The organism is Caballeronia sp. LZ033, from assembly GCF_031451265.1.
GTDB lineage: Bacteria > Pseudomonadota > Gammaproteobacteria > Burkholderiales > Burkholderiaceae > Caballeronia.
The window spans coordinates 3,157,472-3,174,896 of sequence record NZ_JARUXQ010000001.1; the positions used below are offsets into that span (position 1 = coordinate 3,157,472).

The following is a 17,425-nucleotide window of genomic DNA, read 5'->3' on the forward strand; positions in this document are numbered from 1 at the left end:
TCGACTCGCCTGTCATGGATGGACAGGCGCGTCGTGGCGGCGGCGTTCGCGGACCGGGCGGCTTTTTAAAACCCGCTTTTCAGCGTATCCAGCGAGCCGCAATGAGAGACGCCCTGCTTGCCACCATCACCGAAGAAGTCGCTGCTGTTCAGGCCTTCGAATCCCTCCTCGCCGACGAGGAAAAAGCGCTGATCGCCGCGCAGCCGCTTCCGGCGCTTCCCGGCATCATCGAGAACAAGACCGCGCTCACCGAACGCATCTCCAGTCTCGAAAAGACGCGCGACGAACATCTGAATGCATTGGGCTTTCCGGCCGGTTTCATCGGCATGGAAGCCGCCGCCGCCGGCGATGCCGCGATTGCCGAGCAATGGGCGCTGCTCACCGCCGCCGCCCGTCGCGCGAAACAAGGCAACAACAATAACGGCGTGCTGATCCGCACGCGCATGGAATACAACCGCAAGGCGCTCGCCGCGATGCAGGTTGCGCCGTCGCGGGCCGGGTTCTACGGCCCGGACGGCCGCGTGCCGGGCGCCTGATCCGGACATTGGTAGCCTTCAGAACGGCGCGTGTCTCATGCGGGACACGCGCCGCTTTTTTTTCCGCGCTTTCATCTAGCGAATAACCCCCTTTTCCCCGGCCTTATCCTCCGATGGCCGCTCGACGCCTTCCGCAATAATCCCTGACATCGAAAAGCGGCTTCGTGCCGCTCGCACGGATTGGACACGGAACGGAGCAAGGCCCGGTGGCAGAAGAAAGCGATCTCGAAAAAACCGAATCAGCCACTCCCAAGCGCCTGGAAAAGGCGCGGGAGGAAGGCCAGGTTGCGCGTTCTCGTGAACTCGCTTCCTTTGCGCTGCTGGCGGCGGGCTTTTTCGGGGTCTGGGGCTTGTCCGGCCCGATCAGCGGGCATTTGCAGTCGGTGTTGCGGGGTGCTTTCACGTTCGATCATGCCACCGTGCTCGACACGCGTCAGATGATGATCGGGGCCGTGAACGCCGGCAAGGAAGGCATGCTGGCCGTGCTGCCGGTCCTGCTGCTCACGTGCTTCGCCGCGCTGGCCGCGCCGATGGCGCTCGGCGGCTGGCTGCTCACCACCAAGCCACTCGCGCCGAATTTCGGCCGCCTCAATCCGGTAAGCGGGCTCGGCAAGATCTTCTCTTCGCAGGGCCCGGTGCAGCTGGGCATGGCGATCCTGAAAACGGTCGTGGTCGGCGGCATGGCGGGCTCGGCAATCTGGAGCCGCCGCGCCGAAGTGCTCGACCTTCTGACCAAGCCGCTCAGTCTCGCGCTCGCCGATGCCATGCACCTCATCTTCGTGTGTTGCGGCATGGCGATCGGCGGATTGTTTCTGGTCGCGGCCGTGGACGTTCCGTACCAGCTGTACTCGCACGCCAAGAAGCTGCGCATGAGCAAGGAAGAAGTGAAGCGCGAGCACAAGGAGAACGAAGGCGACCCGCACATCAAGGGCAAGATTCGTCAGCAGCAGCGTGCGGCCGCGCGTCGCCGGATGATGCAGGCGATTCCCACCGCCGACGTGATCGTGACGAACCCGACTCACTTCGCGGTCGCGCTGAAGTACACGGACGGCGAGATGCGCGCACCGAAGGTCGTCGCGAAGGGCGTGAATCTCGTGGCCGCGCGCATCCGCGAACTGGGCCGCGAAAACAACGTGCCGCTGCTCGAAGCGCCGCCGCTGGCGCGTGCGCTGTATCACAACGTCGAGATCAATCGCGAGATTCCGGGCGCGCTGTATGGCGCGGTGGCGCAGGTGCTGGCGTGGGTCTACCAGCTGAAGCGCTACAAGGAAGACGGCGGTATCAAGCCGGACCAGCCGTCCGATCTCGACGTACCGAAGGAACTCGACAAAGGCGGCGTTTCCGACGCCGACGCCGATCAGGAAGCTGAAGAAGCCCTGACCGGCGACAACCCTGACAATGGAGCCGCCGCATGAACGCGCGCGCTGGATTTTTCGCCAAACGGCCTGACGCGCTGGGCACGCAGAACCTTCGAGCCCTCGCCGGCCCGATCCTGATCTGCATGATCCTGGGCATGATGATCCTGCCCTTGCCCGCGTTCCTGCTGGATCTGCTGTTCACCTTCAACATTGCGCTCGCGGTGATGGTGCTGCTCGTCAGCATGTACACCCAAAAGCCGCTCGACTTCGCGGCGTTCCCGAGCGTGCTGCTGTTCTCCACCTTGCTGCGCCTGTCGCTGAATGTCGCGTCGACGCGTATCGTGCTGCTGGAAGGCCACACCGGTCCGGATGCGGCCGGCCAGGTGATCGAGTCGTTCGGTCACTTCCTGGTGGGCGGCAACTTCGCGGTGGGTATCGTCGTCTTCGTGATTCTGATGATCATCAACTTCATGGTGATCACGAAGGGCGCGGGCCGGATCGCCGAAGTGGGCGCGCGCTTCACGCTCGATGCCATGCCCGGCAAGCAGATGGCCATCGACGCCGACCTGAACGCCGGCCTCATCAACGAGGAAACCGCGAAGAAGCGCCGCCAGGGCGTGGCGCAGGAAGCCGAGTTCTACGGTTCCATGGACGGCGCGAGCAAGTTCGTGCGCGGCGACGCCATCGCGGGCTTGCTGATCATGGTGATCAACGTCGTAGGCGGGCTGATTGTCGGCATGCTCCAGCACGACATGGACTTCAGCCACGCGGCGACCAACTACACGCTGCTGACCATCGGCGACGGCCTCGTGGCGCAGATCCCTTCGCTCATCATCTCGACGGCAGCCGGCGTGATCGTGTCGCGCGTCGCGACCGAGGAAGACATCGGCACCCAGCTGACGGGACAGTTGTTCCAGAATCCCCGCGTGCTGATGATTACGGGCGTGATCATCGGCATCATGGGCCTGATCCCCGGCATGCCGCACTTCGCGTTCATGCTGCTCGGCGGCGGCCTGATCTATGCCGCGCGCTCGATGAACAAGCGCGCCGAAGCGAAGAAGAAAAGCGCCGTCACCGATGTCACACCGCTCGCTGCAAGCGCGGCGGCCACCTCGGCCGAGAATGCGGAAGCCAGCTGGGAAGATGTCGCGCTCATCGATCCGCTCGGACTGGAAGTGGGCTACCGCCTGATTCCGCTCGTCGACAAGAACGCCGATGGCGAACTGCTCAAGCGCATCAAGGGCATCCGCAAGAAGTTCGCGCAGGAAATCGGCTTTCTGCCGCCGGTCATTCATATTCGCGACAATCTCGAACTGCGCCCGAACGGCTACCGCATTGCGCTGAAGGGCGTGGAAGTGGGCGTGGGCGAAGCGTTCCCGGGACAGTGGCTCGCAATCAACCCCGGCCAGGTTTCGGCGGCACTGCCCGGCGCCCAGACGCAGGACCCGGCGTTCGGCCTGCCGGCGGTGTGGATCGACACCAATCTGCGCGAGCAGGCTCAGGTGTACGGCTACACGGTGGTGGATGCGAGCACGGTGGTCGCGACGCACCTGAATCATCTGGTGGTCACGCACGCGGCCGAATTGCTCGGACGCCAGGAAGTGCAGGCGCTGCTGGAGCGCATCGGCAAGGACACGCCGTCGCTCACGGAAGACCTCGTGCCGAAGGTGATTTCGCTGACGACGCTGCAAAAGGTGCTGCAGAATCTGCTCGACGAAAGCGTGCCGATCCGCGACATGCGCACCATTCTCGACGCGCTTCAGGAACACGCTCCCAAGCTTTCCGACGCTCACGACCTGACCGCCGCGGTGCGTCTTGCGCTGGGCCGCGCGATCTCGCAGCAATGGTATCCCGGCAACGACGACCTCCAGGTGATGGGACTCGATCCGACGCTGGAGCGCGTGTTGTCGCAGGCGTTGTCCACCGGCACGAATCCGGGACTGGAGCCCGGACTCGCGCAGACGCTGATGAACTCGACCCAGAACGCGATGATGCGTCAGCAGAACCTCGGACTGCCGCCGGTGCTGCTGGTGCAACATTCGCTGCGCGCGATGCTTGCGCGCTTCCTGCGCCGCAGCCTGCCGCAGTTGAAGGTGCTGTCCTATGCCGAAGTGCCCGATACGCGCAACGTGAAGGTGGTCAACCTGATTGGCGCGTAATCAGACGACGGTGAATCTGCGCTCCTGCGCCGACGTGTCCGAGATATACAGTCTGAGCGGATGGCCCTCGTCATCCAGATCCGCTTTCGCAAGGAAGCAGATGGAATGGCGGGAAGCCATGGCCTCGACGTAGCGATTCTTAGGGCGGTTGAACGCGGGATCGACCACGATGGCGGGAAGCCGCGCACTGCCTCCTTCGAGCGTGACCCGGCACGCGCCGGTGGTCATGTCGAACTGCGAAATCACGCCGACATAAGTCTCGAGATGCTCCGAGAGCTTGCGTCCCGCGTGTGCAAATGTCCGCTTGTGCGTGCGATTCAGGCTCATGAAACACGCGCCATCCAGGTGGAGGTCGATGCGCTCGCATGAGCGCTCGATAGGACTCAGCGCCTGACGCGCGGCGGGTTGCAGGATGTCGGTGAGCTTGTCGATGGAGGCCATCATCTTGTCGACCGTCGTGGCCAGTCTGGTCATGTTGAGTTCGTTGCTCTGCATCGACCGTTGCAATGCTTCATTCAGGTATTTCATATTGCCTTGATCGCGTCGGGATAGAACGTACTGAATCACGGCGGCAAGCACAGCGCCAAACGCACCAGACCACAGTTCCTTGCTCGTTGCCATGCTTTTCACCATTGCCAGGACTTCGAAACAATGATGCTCGTCTACCGGGAGCGAGACGACACTGACATCGAGTGCATCGAAGTGAAAGGGCAGTCTACCCGTCGCGAGCACGCTCGCACATAGCGAAATGACGCGCGCGAAGCCTTGAATCGATTCTCCCAGCTGATTCAGATCTATCTCATGCGCGATAGCATCATAGCCTTGATAGCGAACGCTGAGAATGCACAGTTTGTTTTCGATGTTGCCACGTGCGACGTCAAGCATTGTTTGCTCCGCATGCCAGTTATGACGTCATGCTAAGCAACTGAGGCGGATTCGAACATCCACCGAACGGCCAGCTTGCGCCGGGCCTCAACACTCGACAATATTCACCGCAAGCCCGCCGCGCGACGTTTCCTTGTACTTGGTCTTCATGTCGGCGCCGGTTTCGCGCATGGTCTTGATCACCGAATCGAGCGAGACATAGTGCGAACCGTCGCCGCGCATCGCCATGCGCGCCGCGTTGACGGCCTTCACCGAGCCCATGGCATTGCGTTCGATGCAGGGAATCTGCACCATGCCGCCCACCGGATCGCAGGTGAGCCCGAGGTTGTGCTCCATGCCGATTTCCGCTGCGTTCTCCACCTGCGCGGGCGTGCCGCCGAGCACGGCCGCGAGGCCGCCCGCCGCCATCGAACACGCCACGCCCACTTCGCCCTGGCAGCCCACTTCCGCGCCCGAAATCGACGCGTTCATCTTGTAAAGGATGCCGATAGCCCCGGCCGTCAACAGGAAGTCGATGATGCCCTGCGGGTTCGAGCCAGGCACGAAGCGGTCGTAATAGTGCAGCACGGCCGGGATGATGCCGGCTGCGCCATTGGTCGGCGCGGTCACGACGCGTCCGCCTATCGCGTTTTCCTCGTTCACCGCGATCGCATAGAGGTTGATCCAGTCGATCATCGACAGCGGATCGCGCAGCGCCAGCTCCGGCTTGCTCGCCAGCGCCTTGTACAACTGCGGCGCGCGGCGCTTCACCTGGAACGGTCCGGGCAGATGCCCTTCGGCTTCGGGATTGCCGATGCCGCAGCCCCGCGCGACGCAATCCTGCATCACGTCCCAGATGCGCAGCAGGCCCGCGCGGATCTCGTCCTCGCTGCGCCAGACGCATTCGTTTTCCCACATCAGCCGGGCGATGGAGTGCCCCGACTCAACGCACATCCTCATCAATTCGTCGCCGGTCTGGAACGGAAACGGCAATTGCTCGTGCGCCGTCAGCACCGCGGTATTCGCCGCGCCCGCCGTCACCACGAAACCGCCGCCCACCGACAGATAGGTGGCCTCGCGCAGCAACGCGCCGCTTGCATCGAACGCGTACAGCTTCATGCCGTTCGGATGCTCGGGCAGTGCCTGCCGGTAGAACGCGATGTTCTCCCTGATCGTGAAGGGCAGCTTGTGATGGCCGAGCAGCGCCAGTGTCTTCGACGCGCGCACCTGGTCGAGACGCGCCGAAATCGTGCCGGCATCGACGGTATCGGGCGCGTCGCCCATCAGGCCCAGCATCACGCCGCGATCGGTGCCATGGCCCTTGCCGGTCGCGCCGAGCGAGCCGTACAACTCGCATTTCACCGACGCCACCGCGTCCAGCAGCGCGTCGCGCTCGAGCCCCTGGGCGAACAACAAGGCCGCGCGCATCGGACCGACCGTGTGCGAGCTCGACGGTCCGATGCCAATCTTGAAGAGGTCGAATACGCTGACTGCCATGACTGCTCCTGCGTGAGAGTTAGCGCGCCGGCAGCGGCAGACACACCGCGAGCCACGCGGGCGGCGTCGGCGCGAGCCGCAGCGCCACCGGCGCGTAGCGGCCGTCGAGACGCGCCGCCAGATGAAAGAGTTCTGCCGCGTTTTTAGGATCCCACGGACCCGAGAAGCCCGGCAAACCGGCCTCGCGGCGCTTGGCGTCGAAAGGGACGGTCGAACGCACGAATTCCTCGTGCGTCTTCGTGCCGAGCGCATACGGCGTGAGCCAGTTGAGCGCGACAGCGAGCGTCGCCCCCGACTGCGCGCGTTCCGGCAGCCAGTTGCGGTTGTGGCGGCGCGCGGCCAGCGCCGCCGTGACGAGCGGCTGAAGGTCGTAGGTCACGTAGTGAAGCGCATCGCGTTCGGCGAAATCGACCGTCGAGCCATCCGGCGCGATGTTGTCGCCGATATGCTCGACGAACAGCCGCTGCGCCGCGTTGATGAGCTTGCGGTCGTCGATGGTGAACGCGCCCATCGCCACCAGTTTCACGCGATGACTCTGCCAGTTGTTGCGATACGTGCCGGTGAGCGGACGCGGCTGCTTGTCGATGTCGTTGATGTAACCGGTCACGAGCTTCGTGATGAAGGCGTTCGCGGCATTGCGCGTCTTGACCGGCAGCGCGCTCGCCGTCAGGTCGTAGGCGAGGATCAGCGACTCGAAGTTGGTCTCGTCGATCGGGTTGAAGCTCGGCTGATACGTGGTGGTCCACGCGAACAGGAAACGGTCCACCAGACGCAGGTACCGCTCGTCGCCGGTGGCGCGCCAGGCGAGCGCCGCGTCGCGCATCAGGCTTAAGTCCTTCTCGGCCTCGATGCTCTCGTCGCGAATGCCCTCGTGCGGCAACGTGCCCTCGGTGTGCAGCTTCGCGCGCGCCTTCGGCTGGTCGTTGACGTGTGACTGAACCATCTTCACGAGCGCCCGCACGCCGGGATCGGCATTGGTGCGCTCGCTCGTCTGCATCGCGGGCGCGGCGCAGAAGTTCATCGCCGCATGCGCAGCCGGCGCGGCCAGCGTCAGCGCGCACAGCACAGCCAGCCGTTCGCGTGGCCTGAAACGGCCTTCGTTCACCTCTCGCACCTTCGGCGCCATGCGTACTCCTTGATTGGCTTGGGTCCGGGGTGTGATGTTAGCCGTTCTGACGCGCACCGCAAAACCGCCCGACAATGCTTGACCATTCGGGCGGCTCGCCGGCTCTAGGCCGTACTCATTCAGCGTAATCCGAAATCGGTACGCATGAACACATCAGGTTGCGGTCGCCATAGGCGTTGTCCGCGCGGCCCACTGGCGACCAATACTTGCGCGTCACCAGCGACTTGAGCGGATACGCTGCCGCCTCGCGCGTGTACTTGTGGTCCCACGCGTCCGCCGTGACGACTGCGGCGGTGTGCGGCGCGTGTTTCAGCACGTTGTCGTCGCGATCGGCGCGGCCTTCCTCGACGGCGCGAATCTCTTCACGAATGGCGATCATCGCGTCGATGAAGCGGTCGAGCTCTTCCTTCGATTCGGATTCGGTCGGCTCCACCATCAGCGTGCCGGGGACCGGGAAGCTCATGGTCGGCGCATGGAAACCGTAGTCGATCAGGCGCTTGGCCACGTCTTCCACCGAGATGCCGCTGGATTCCTTGATCGGACGCACGTCGAGAATGCACTCGTGCGCGACGAGCCCGCCCGCGCCGCTGTACAGCACCGGATAGTGCGGCGCGAGGCGCTTCGCGACATAGTTGGCCGCGAGGATCGCGCTTTCGGTGGCGGCCGTCAGGCCTTGCGCGCCCATCATCGCGATGTACATCCAGGAGATCGGCAGGATGGCAGCCGAGCCATACGGCGCCGACGACACAGCGCCGATGCCCGCTTCGTCGCGCTGGTAGCCGGTCGAGACCTGATTGGGCAGGAACTTGGCCAGATGTGCGCCGACCGCGACCGGACCCACGCCCGGTCCGCCGCCGCCGTGCGGAATGCAGAAGGTCTTGTGCAGGTTCAGGTGCGAGACGTCGCCGCCGAACTGGCCGGGCGCGCACAGACCGACCATCGCGTTCATGTTGGCGCCGTCCACGTACACCTGGCCGCCGTGCGCGTGCACGATGTCGCAGATTTCCCGCACATTGCGCTCGAACACGCCGTGGGTCGACGGATACGTGATCATGATCGCCGCGAGATTCGCCGAATGCTTTTCGGCCTTCGCCTTCAGATCGTCGATATCGACGTTGCCGTTCGCATCGCACGCCACCACGACGACCTGCATGCCGGCCATTTGCGCCGACGCCGGATTCGTGCCGTGCGCCGATGCCGGGATCAGGCACACATTGCGATGACCTTCGCCGCGCGACTCGTGATACGCATGAATGATCAACAGGCCGGCGTACTCGCCCTGCGAGCCGGCGTTCGGCTGCAAGGACACCGCCGCGTAGCCCGTGCATGCAACCAGCATCTGTTCCAGCTGATCGATCATCGTGCGATAGCCGACCGTCTGTTCGGCAGGCGCGAACGGATGAATCTGCGCGAACTCGGGCCATGTGACCGGCAGCATTTCCGACGTGGCGTTGAGCTTCATCGTGCAGGAGCCGAGCGGGATCATCGTGCGGTCGAGCGCGAGATCCTTGTCCGCGAGGCTGCGCAGATAGCGCAGCATTTCATGCTCGGAATGGTGACGATTGAAGACCGGGTGCGTCAGGTAGTCGCTCGTGCGCTGCAGTTCGGCCGGCAGTGAAACGGACGCAGCTTCGTCGAGCGCGTCGATGTCGAACGTTTCGGTCTTGCCCGCGACTTCCGCAAACAGCGCGAACAGCTTCAGCAAGTCATCGCGCGTCGTGGTTTCGTCGAGCGACACGCCCACGCACGTCGCGCTCACGCGGCGCAGATTGACGTGCGCGGCGTAGGCGGCCTGATGCAGCGCGGTCGTGCTGGCGCCGCTTTCGATCGTCAGCGTGTCGAAGAAGGATTCATTGGCCAGCGTATAGCCCAGCTTGCGCAGACCGCCCGCGAGGATGGACGCGACCCGGTTCACCCGTTGCGCGATCGTCCGGAGACCCTGCGGGCCGTGATAAACCGCGTACATGCTCGCCATGATCGCGAGCAGCGCCTGCGCCGTGCACACGTTCGAGGTCGCTTTCTCGCGGCGGATATGCTGTTCGCGCGTCTGCAGCGCGAGACGCAGCGCGGAATTGCCCTGCGCGTCGACGGTCACGCCTACAAGACGGCCCGGCATCTGGCGCTTGAATTCGTCGCGCACCGCCATGAAGGCGGCATGCGGTCCGCCGAAGCCGACCGGCACGCCGAAGCGCTGCGTATTGCCGATGGCCACGTCCGCGCCCCACTCGCCCGGCGGCGTGATGAGCGTCAGCGCGAGCAGATCCGCCGCCGCGATCACATGACCGCCCGCGGCGTGAATCGCTTCGGCGAGCGCGCGGTAGTCGTGCACGTCGCCGTTCGCGCCCGGATACTGGAGCAGCACGCCGAAGGCATTCGCACTCGCGGCGTCCGCGGCGGGACCGACCTTCACTTCGATGCCCGCCGGCTTCGCGCGCGTCTTCACCACTTCGATGGTCTGCGGCAGGACGTCGTCGGCGACATAGAACACGTTCGACTTCGGCTTGCCCACGCGTTGCAGCAGCGTCATGGCTTCCGCGGCGGCGGTGGCTTCGTCGAGCAGCGATGCGTTCGCCATCGCAAGGCCGGTCAGGTCCATCACCATCTGCTGGAAGTTGAGCAGCGCCTCGAGACGGCCTTGCGAGATTTCCGGCTGATACGGCGTATAGGCCGTGTACCACGCCGGGTTTTCGAGCACGTTGCGCAGGATCACGCCCGGCGTGTGCGTGCCGTAGTAACCCTGGCCGATGTAAGTCCGGAACACCAGATTCTCGTCCGCCAGCTTGCGCAGCGACGCGAGCGCTTCCGCCTCGCTTTTCGGCTGCGTGAACGCGCCGAGCGGCAACGTTTCCTTGCGGCGGATCGATTCAGGAATCACCGCGTCGATGAAGGCCGCGCGCGAGGCGAAGCCAAGCGCGTCGAGCATCGCGCGCTGATCTGCTTCATCGGGGCCGATGTGCCGTTCCGCAAACGCGTCGTGGCGTTCGAGCGCGGCGAGTGACAGGGAGGTGCGGTTCATCAGGCGATCCGGGTGTTCGAGCTTCATGAGAATTCCTGCGAGAAGCGGCTTTCCTCGAGGAAAACCGCCTTCGTCCAAGTGAGAAAGTTATTCGCCGATCGACTGGCCGTAGCCCGCGGCGTCGAGCAGCTTGTCGAGACCGTCATTGCTGGACGGCTTGATCTTGAAGAGCCAGCTTTCGTACGGCGCGCCGTTGACCTGGTCCGGCGCGGCAGCCAGCGCGTCATTCGAGGCGACGATCTCGCCCGACACCGGCGCGTAGATGTCGGAGGCGGCCTTCACCGATTCGATGACCGCAATGGCATCGCCCGCCGCGACGCTCTTGCCGGCTGCCGGCAGTTCGACGAACACGATGTCGCCGAGCGCTTCCTGCGCGTGATCGGTGATGCCGACGGTCAAGGTGCCGTCGGACTCGGTGCGGACCCATTCGTGCGATTCGGTGTATTTCAGATCGGCCGGGATGCTCATTGGATGCTCCTTGCGTGATGCGTTCGTGAGGTTCTTGATCGGAGGAAACGGGCGCAGCGGCTTGATGCCTTGTCTGATGCACTTGCCTCAGGACAGATCCACGAGGACCTTGCCGTTGCGCACGAACGGAAGTTTTACCACGCGCGCCGGGACTTGCTTGTCACGAATCACGACCTGCACCGTGTCGCCGGCGGCAACGGCGGCGGGCACGCGCGCAAACGCGATCGACTCCTGCATCGACGGCGAAAACGTGCCGCTCGTGATCTCGCCTTCACCGTGCTGCGACAGCACTTTCTGGTGGGCGCGCAGCACGCCGGCCGCGCGGCCGTTTTCCTTCATCAGCACCAGTCCGACGAAGTTCGCCTGCGTGCCGTTTGCTTCCAGCGCGCTGCGGCCGACGAAGTCGCGCTCGCTTTTGAGATCGACCGTCCAGGCGAGGCCGGCGTCGAGCGGCGAGACGGTGTCGTCCATGTCCTGGCCGTAGAGATTCATGCCGGCTTCCAGGCGCAACGTGTCGCGCGCGCCGAGCCCGGCGGGCTTCACGCCGGCATCGCGCAGCGCGTTCCACAGGGCTTCGACGTGCGTCGCGGGCACGACGATCTCGAAACCGTCTTCACCGGTATAGCCGGTGCGCGCGAGCATGACTTCGCCGAATGCCGTCGACGGAAAGCGGACCGCGTTGAACGGCTTGATCGATTCGGTTTGTGCGCGGGTATCAGGCAGCACGTGCCAGACTTTTTCGCGGGCGTTCGGACCCTGCACGGCGATGATCGCCAGATCGCGGCGCGGCGTGATGGAGAGGTTGAACTCGCCTGCGGCGTTCAATTGCCCGAACCAGGCGATGTCCTTCTCGGCGGTGCTCGCATTCACGACGACGCGAAAGCTCGTCTCGGAGAAGTAATAGACGATCAGGTCGTCGATGACGCCGCCGTCGCCGTTGAGCAGGCAGGAATAGAGTGCGCGGCCGGGTGTCGTGAGTTTGTCGACGTTGTTGGCGAGGGCGTACTTGAAGAAGTCGCGGACGGCTTCGCCCTCGAAATCGACGACGCGCATGTGGGAGACGTCGAACATGCCGGCATCGGTGCGGATGGCGCGATGCTCGTCGATCTGCGAACCGTAGTTGACGGGCATGTCCCAGCCGCCGAAATCGACCATGCGCGCGTTCAGCGCGAGATGGGCGGCGTGCAGGGGCGTGTGTTGAAGGTCGGTCATCGGGGCCTCGGTTCGCGAAACAAAAAAGGCCACGCAGCGCACTATTCGCCTGCCGGATGAGCCTTTCGTGCTGTCGAACAGCGCGCAAGGCTTATGCCGCGACGATTGCGATGCGTGACCCCTCTGTCCTCGGTACCTGAGAGATTGCGCGAACCGTGCACGGTCGTGCTGCGGTTCATCGCGCGCCCCTTCGGTGGGCAACTGGCTTTGCTATAGAAGCCGCTGCCGCTCTCCAGAGTGCGAGGAAATGATTCCTCGACGCCGTCGGTCCTTTTGCCTGAGAGTTTGCGGGTATGCCCCTTCGGCGGCGCGGCGACACTGCCTGAGCAGCGGCCACGCGCTCTCCCGACGCGTGCGGCAGAATTTACGCGACCGAATTGGGGTTGTCAAACTGATCCGGGGGCGGAATGGGTGGGGGCGGACATTTGGGGGCGCATCAGGATGGCGCTCGGCCGTTGGGGCGACGCAGGCGCCGCTGCCGATCAGGAAACGGCGGCCTGAGTGCGTTCGACGTGCGCCCGGAAAGCGTCTGCCCGAGGGACAAACGCACGGCAATTTGCCAGAAGGTCCGTGGCCTGAGACTGTGTGAACGATTCAGCGAGCCGATAGTCCGCATCTGTCCTCACGCGCTTGAGATCGATCAGTGAATAGGCCAGCGATCGTCCTTTCATGCCGCCTGCCTTGAGTCGCTCAGTGAGCTTGACGTGCCCACCACAAAGCTGCGGATTGGGGGGCAGGCAATGATCCGCCACGACGAGCGCCTTGTGGTAGGCGGCGTAATAAGCGCGCGAGGCGCCCGCGCGCCATTCACATTCGTGACTGCCCGCCGACAACTGTTCCGCCAGCGTCAATAGATCATCGACTTCGATACTCACCGTTCAACCTCGATGGACAAACCTGCCGGTATATAGGACGCAAATGGGCGGCACGCGAAAGTGATGGCTTCAGGATGAGCGTTCTCGAAGCGTTCGGTCAACGTGTCCGCTATCGCGCAATTCACGCTGGCGCAACGGCTTGCGGATTGATCGACGAAGAGCTCGTATCGCATGGAATGGTCCGGATAAACCACGACGGTGGTTTGTCTTATGACACAGTCTTCCTCGCAGAGGGCCGCGATGGCCGATTCCAACAGAGCCAGGCGTAGCTCGATGCCGACATTACCTTTCTGAAGCCGCTCGACAATTCCCTCGATGGATACAAAAAATGCATCGACCTCAGTGAGTGCGCTGTGATTTTCCTGAGCAAGAACGATCCTTGCCGCATCTTCGAAATGCAATGCTCCGAAAAGCACCCGCGCAGCATTCACCTTGAACCGAGCGTCATCGCCTGCGTTCGCGACTACCCGGCGCGCATAATTGACAGCGAGACGCGGCATGCCGACATTGTTCAAGAGCGAGGCCGCATTGCCCAGAATCATCACATCGTGTTTCGCGAGTGCCTGAGCGGCTTCGATACACCGTATGCACTGGCTCCGGTCGCCGCGCAGAAATGCGGCAAATGCCAGAATCAGCCAGCACATTTCCCGCTGCTGCGCACCCCTTTCAAGAAGCGCTTGGGCATCTCGCTCAATACGCCTTATCCGGAAAGCATTGCCATTCGTCGTGATCGTCATGTCGATCACTTCGCTGAGCCATTCCGTCGTGGCGAGTTTTGGAAGATTCAAGGACGACTGCTCCGGATTTCCGATTCATGATCTGCGCTGATACTAGCAGCGCAATCGAACCAAACCGCCATCTCGAAAAAAATCAGAAATAACGCCTGCCGGAATACACGAAAGGCGCGAAGCAGGCAGCAATGCCGCCCGTTTCACGCCTTTCGATTACCCTCCGCCCTCACGCCCTCACAAACGCCACGCTCCGCCCTTCGCGATCGCTCTGCATCGCCAGCTCGATGATCGTCATCGTATCCACCGCGTCCTGCGGCGATACGGGGAACGGCTTGCCATCCTGGATCGATGCCGCCAGCGCCCGGTAGAACTCGATGTACGCGCCATCCTTCGTTGCGAATTCATGGCGCAGATCGTGATCGCCGTCCACTTCGCGCAGCAGGCCCGGTGGGTTCTTGCCGAACTCCGGATTGCCCGGCCGCATGCCGGCCCGCAATTGATCTTCCTGCGTATCCAGCCCGCTCTTCACGTAGCTGCCGCGCGTGCCGTGAACCGCAAAACGAGGCGGCTCGAGCGCCGCGAGCGCGCTTGCGTGCAGGATCACTTGCTTGTCGTCGTAGCCGAGCACGAGATGTACGTAATCCGGTGCATGCGCGTGATCGCGATGCGTCTTGACGAACGCCGTCACCGTCTCCGGTGCGCCGAACAAGGTCAGCGCCTGGTCGATCAAATGCGGCCCCAGATCGAACAGCAGACCGCCGCCGCGCGCCGCTTCCTCGCGCCAGCGTTGCGGAACCTTGGGGCGGAAGCGGTCGAAGTGCGATTCGTAGTGCGCGATGCGCCCGAGCCGCCCGCTTTCGATCAAGCCGCGCAACGTCATGAAATCGCCGTCCCAGCGGCGATTGTGGAACGGGGCGAACAGCAGCCCCTTCTGGCGGGCAAGATCGGCAAGCGTGCGGGCATCGGCGGCGCTGAGCGTGACGGGTTTGTCGACCACCACATGCTTGCCCGCCGACAGCGCGCGGTGCGCGAGGTCGAAGTGCGTGTCGTTCGGCGTCGCGATGACGACGCACTGAAGGCCCGGAACGGCCAGCAGCGCGTCGAGGTCCGCCACGATTTGCGCGTCGGGATAGTCGGCCTGTGCGCGCTCGGCCTGGCTGGTCGCGATGGCGGTCACTTCGGCGCGGCCGCAATGCTCGATGACGGGCGCGTGAAACGTCGCGCCGGCGAGGCCATAGCCCATTACGCCGACTTTCAGTGCTGAACTCATGCGGGCATCCTGTCGTGGAAAGCGGTTTGATATTGTGGCACGCCCGCAGCCCGTGCTTCACGCCCTCCGACCGTAAGCAGGGCCGGAACCGGGCGCTTGGCATCGTGTTAACATCGCGCACTCCTTCATGCGGCGGCTGCATGCCGCGCGCCTCAGAATCCAAAGCCCAGAACGATGTCCGCAGGTCTGAACGCCGCGCAAAACGAAGCCGTGCGCTATCTCGATGGTCCCTGTCTCGTGCTCGCCGGCGCAGGCAGCGGCAAGACACGCGTGATCACGCAGAAGATCGCGCATCTGATCGAGGGGCGCGGCTTCGAGCCGAGGCACATCGCCGCGCTCACGTTCACGAACAAAGCCGCGCTCGAAATGCGCGAGCGCACCGCCAAGCTGCTCGAAGGCAAGACGCTCACGGCACCGGGCAAGGAAGGCCGCCGGATTCCTGTCAATCAGTTGACCATCTGCACGTTTCACTCGCTCGGCGTACAGATCATGCGGCAGGAGGCGGAGCACGTCGGCCTGAAGCCGCAGTTCTCGATCATGGACTCCGACGATTGTTTCGGCATGGTCCAGGAGCAGCTCGGCACCACGGACAAGGGGCTGATCCGCAAGATCCAATCGATCATCTCGCTGTGGAAGAACGCGATGGTGTCGCCCGATCAGGCATCGGTGCTCGCCAGCAACGAGGATGAACATCAGGCAGCGATTGTCTATCGCAGCTACGCGGCCACGCTGCATGCCTATCAGGCGCTCGATTTCGACGATCTGATCCTGCGCCCGGCGCAACTGTTCGCGCAGAACGAGCAGGTGCGCGACAAGTGGCAGAACCGTCTGCGCTACCTGCTGATCGACGAGTACCAGGACACCAACACCTGCCAGTACGAACTGGTGAAGCTGCTGGCCGGACCGCGCGCCGCGTTCACGGCCGTGGGCGACGACGATCAGGCCATCTACGGCTGGCGCGGCGCGACGATCGAGAATCTCGCGCAGCTCGGCAAGGACTTTCCGAAGCTGCACGTCATCAAGCTGGAGCAGAACTATCGCTCGACGGTGCGCATCCTGACCGCGGCGAACAACGTCATCGCCAACAATCCGAAACTGTTCGAGAAGAAGTTGTGGTCCGAGCACGGCATGGGCGACACGATCACCGTCACCGGCTGCAACGACGAAGAGCATGAGGCGGAATCCGTCGTGTTCCGGCTCTCGGCGCACAAGTTCGAGCGACGCACGCAGTTCCGCGATTACGCGATTCTCTATCGCGGCAACTTCCAGGCGCGCATCTTCGAACAGGTGCTGCGCCGTGAACGCATTCCGTATGTGCTGTCGGGCGGGCAATCGTTCTTCGACAAGGCCGAGATCAAGGATCTGATCGCGTATCTGCGGCTGATCGCGAATCCCGACGACGATCCCGCGTTCATCCGCGCGATCACGACGCCGCGCCGGGGCGTCGGCAACACGACGCTCGAAGCGCTCGGGGCGTTCGCGGGCGCGGCGAAGGTGTCGCTGTTCGAGGCCGTGTTCATGGGCGGCATCGAGGCGCGTCTGTCGGCGCGGCAGGTCGAGCCGCTGCGCACGTTCTGCGAGTGGATTCGCCGGCTGTCCGACCGCGCCGCGCGCGATCCGGCCAGCGAAGTCCTCGATGACATGATGGAGGCCATTCACTACGAGGCGTATCTCTACGATGCCTACGATGAACGGCAGGCGCAGTCGAAGTGGCAGAACGTGCTCGAGTTCCTCGAATGGCTGAAGCGCAAGGGCACCAAGCCCGAAGCCGCGCCGGGCACGGAGCAGACCGGCTTCGACACCGCCGACGGTCTCGCCGACGAAGGCAAGAACCTGCTCGGACTGATCCAGACCGTCGCGCTGATGTCGATGCTCGAAGGCAAGGAAGAGGATCCGGATGCGGTGCGCCTGTCGACGGTGCATGCGTCGAAGGGGCTGGAGTATCCGCACGTGTTCCTGGTGGGTGTCGAGGAAGGCATCATGCCGCATCGCGGCGGCTCGGACGAAGACACGCCCGTCGATGATGCGCGCATCGAGGAAGAACGCCGTTTGATGTATGTCGCGATCACGCGGGCGCAGCGCAGCCTGCATCTGAACTGGTGCAAGAAACGCAAGCGGGCGCGGGAGACGGTGGTGTGCGAACCGTCGCGCTTCATTCCCGAGATGCTGCTCGACGACGCGCCGCCGCCGACTGCCGATGAAGCGCCGCTGTCGCCGAAGGACCGGATGGCGATGCTCAAGGCGATGCTGCAGAAGAGCTGATCGCCGCTGTCGGGTTCATTCAGTGCACTCGAAAAAAACCCTGCGACACTC

At 63.7% G+C, this 17,425-nt stretch carries 13 protein-coding genes and 2 riboswitches; of the genes, 4 read left to right on the forward strand and 9 right to left on the reverse strand.

The annotated features are described in order from the left end of the window. The first annotated feature begins 101 nt into the window (after nt 1–101). The 3 genes from QCE62_RS14790 to flhA all read left to right on the forward strand — a co-directional run bounded on the left by QCE62_RS14790 (nt 102) and on the right by flhA (nt 4,053). A complete protein-coding gene (locus QCE62_RS14790; protein ID WP_309919168.1) occupies nt 102–536 on the forward strand; it encodes a flagellar protein FlgN in 435 nt (144 codons plus the stop codon). Between the two features lie 206 nt (nt 537–742). After that, nucleotides 743–1,951, forward strand: a complete 1,209-nt coding sequence (gene flhB, locus QCE62_RS14795) for a flagellar biosynthesis protein FlhB (protein WP_309919171.1) — start codon at nt 743–745, stop codon at nt 1,949–1,951. Further along, entirely contained in the window at nt 1,948–4,053 is a 2,106-nt protein-coding gene (gene flhA, locus QCE62_RS14800; RefSeq protein ID WP_309919173.1) for a flagellar biosynthesis protein FlhA, read from the forward strand. The genes flhB and flhA overlap by 4 nt, the downstream gene beginning before the upstream one ends. On the opposite strand, the gene QCE62_RS14805 is transcribed toward flhA, so the two are convergent. The 9 genes from QCE62_RS14805 to QCE62_RS14845 form a co-directional block, all read right to left on the reverse strand. Further along, the gene (locus QCE62_RS14805; RefSeq protein ID WP_309919176.1) at nt 4,054–4,938 is read right to left on the reverse strand and encodes a hypothetical protein; all 885 of its coding nucleotides are present in this window, start codon (nt 4,936–4,938) and stop codon (nt 4,054–4,056) included. Nucleotides 4,939–5,025: 87 nt separating this feature from the next. After that, a complete protein-coding gene (locus QCE62_RS14810) occupies nt 5,026–6,414 on the reverse strand; it encodes an L-serine ammonia-lyase (protein ID WP_309919179.1) in 1,389 nt (462 codons plus the stop codon). Between the two features lie 19 nt (nt 6,415–6,433). Continuing rightward, the gene (locus QCE62_RS14815; protein WP_404987334.1) at nt 6,434–7,540 is read right to left on the reverse strand and encodes an alginate lyase family protein; all 1,107 of its coding nucleotides are present in this window, start codon (nt 7,538–7,540) and stop codon (nt 6,434–6,436) included. Between the two features lie 115 nt (nt 7,541–7,655). Continuing rightward, nucleotides 7,656–10,583 carry an aminomethyl-transferring glycine dehydrogenase gene (gene gcvP, locus QCE62_RS14820; protein ID WP_309919182.1) on the reverse strand — a complete coding sequence of 976 codons (2,928 nt, stop codon included), beginning with the start codon at nt 10,581–10,583 and terminating at the stop codon, nt 7,656–7,658. Nucleotides 10,584–10,643: 60 nt separating this feature from the next. Continuing rightward, nucleotides 10,644–11,024: a glycine cleavage system protein GcvH gene (gene gcvH, locus QCE62_RS14825; RefSeq protein ID WP_309810807.1), complete on the reverse strand. Its 381-nt coding sequence runs from the start codon at nt 11,022–11,024 to the stop codon at nt 10,644–10,646. An 87-nt stretch (nt 11,025–11,111) separates the two neighbouring features. Beyond that, entirely contained in the window at nt 11,112–12,236 is a 1,125-nt protein-coding gene (gene gcvT, locus QCE62_RS14830; protein WP_309919184.1) for a glycine cleavage system aminomethyltransferase GcvT, read from the reverse strand. A 113-nt stretch (nt 12,237–12,349) separates the two neighbouring features. Continuing rightward, nucleotides 12,350–12,482: riboswitch (glycine riboswitch) on the reverse strand. A 9-nt stretch (nt 12,483–12,491) separates the two neighbouring features. Next, nucleotides 12,492–12,594: riboswitch (glycine riboswitch) on the reverse strand. Between the two features lie 124 nt (nt 12,595–12,718). Then, a complete protein-coding gene (locus tag QCE62_RS14835; protein WP_309919186.1) occupies nt 12,719–13,111 on the reverse strand; it encodes a hypothetical protein in 393 nt (130 codons plus the stop codon). Beyond that, a complete protein-coding gene (locus tag QCE62_RS14840; RefSeq protein ID WP_309919189.1) occupies nt 13,108–13,899 on the reverse strand; it encodes a hypothetical protein in 792 nt (263 codons plus the stop codon). The genes QCE62_RS14835 and QCE62_RS14840 overlap by 4 nt, the downstream gene beginning before the upstream one ends. A gap of 169 nt (nt 13,900–14,068) precedes the next feature. Beyond that, the gene (locus QCE62_RS14845; protein WP_309919191.1) at nt 14,069–15,112 is read right to left on the reverse strand and encodes an oxidoreductase; all 1,044 of its coding nucleotides are present in this window, start codon (nt 15,110–15,112) and stop codon (nt 14,069–14,071) included. A 174-nt stretch (nt 15,113–15,286) separates the two neighbouring features. Between QCE62_RS14845 and QCE62_RS14850 the strand changes: the two genes are divergently transcribed. Further along, nucleotides 15,287–17,374 (forward strand): UvrD-helicase domain-containing protein, encoded by a 2,088-nt coding sequence (locus tag QCE62_RS14850; RefSeq protein ID WP_309919194.1) that lies wholly within the window; start codon nt 15,287–15,289, stop codon nt 17,372–17,374. Nucleotides 17,375–17,425: the final 51 nt, after the last annotated feature.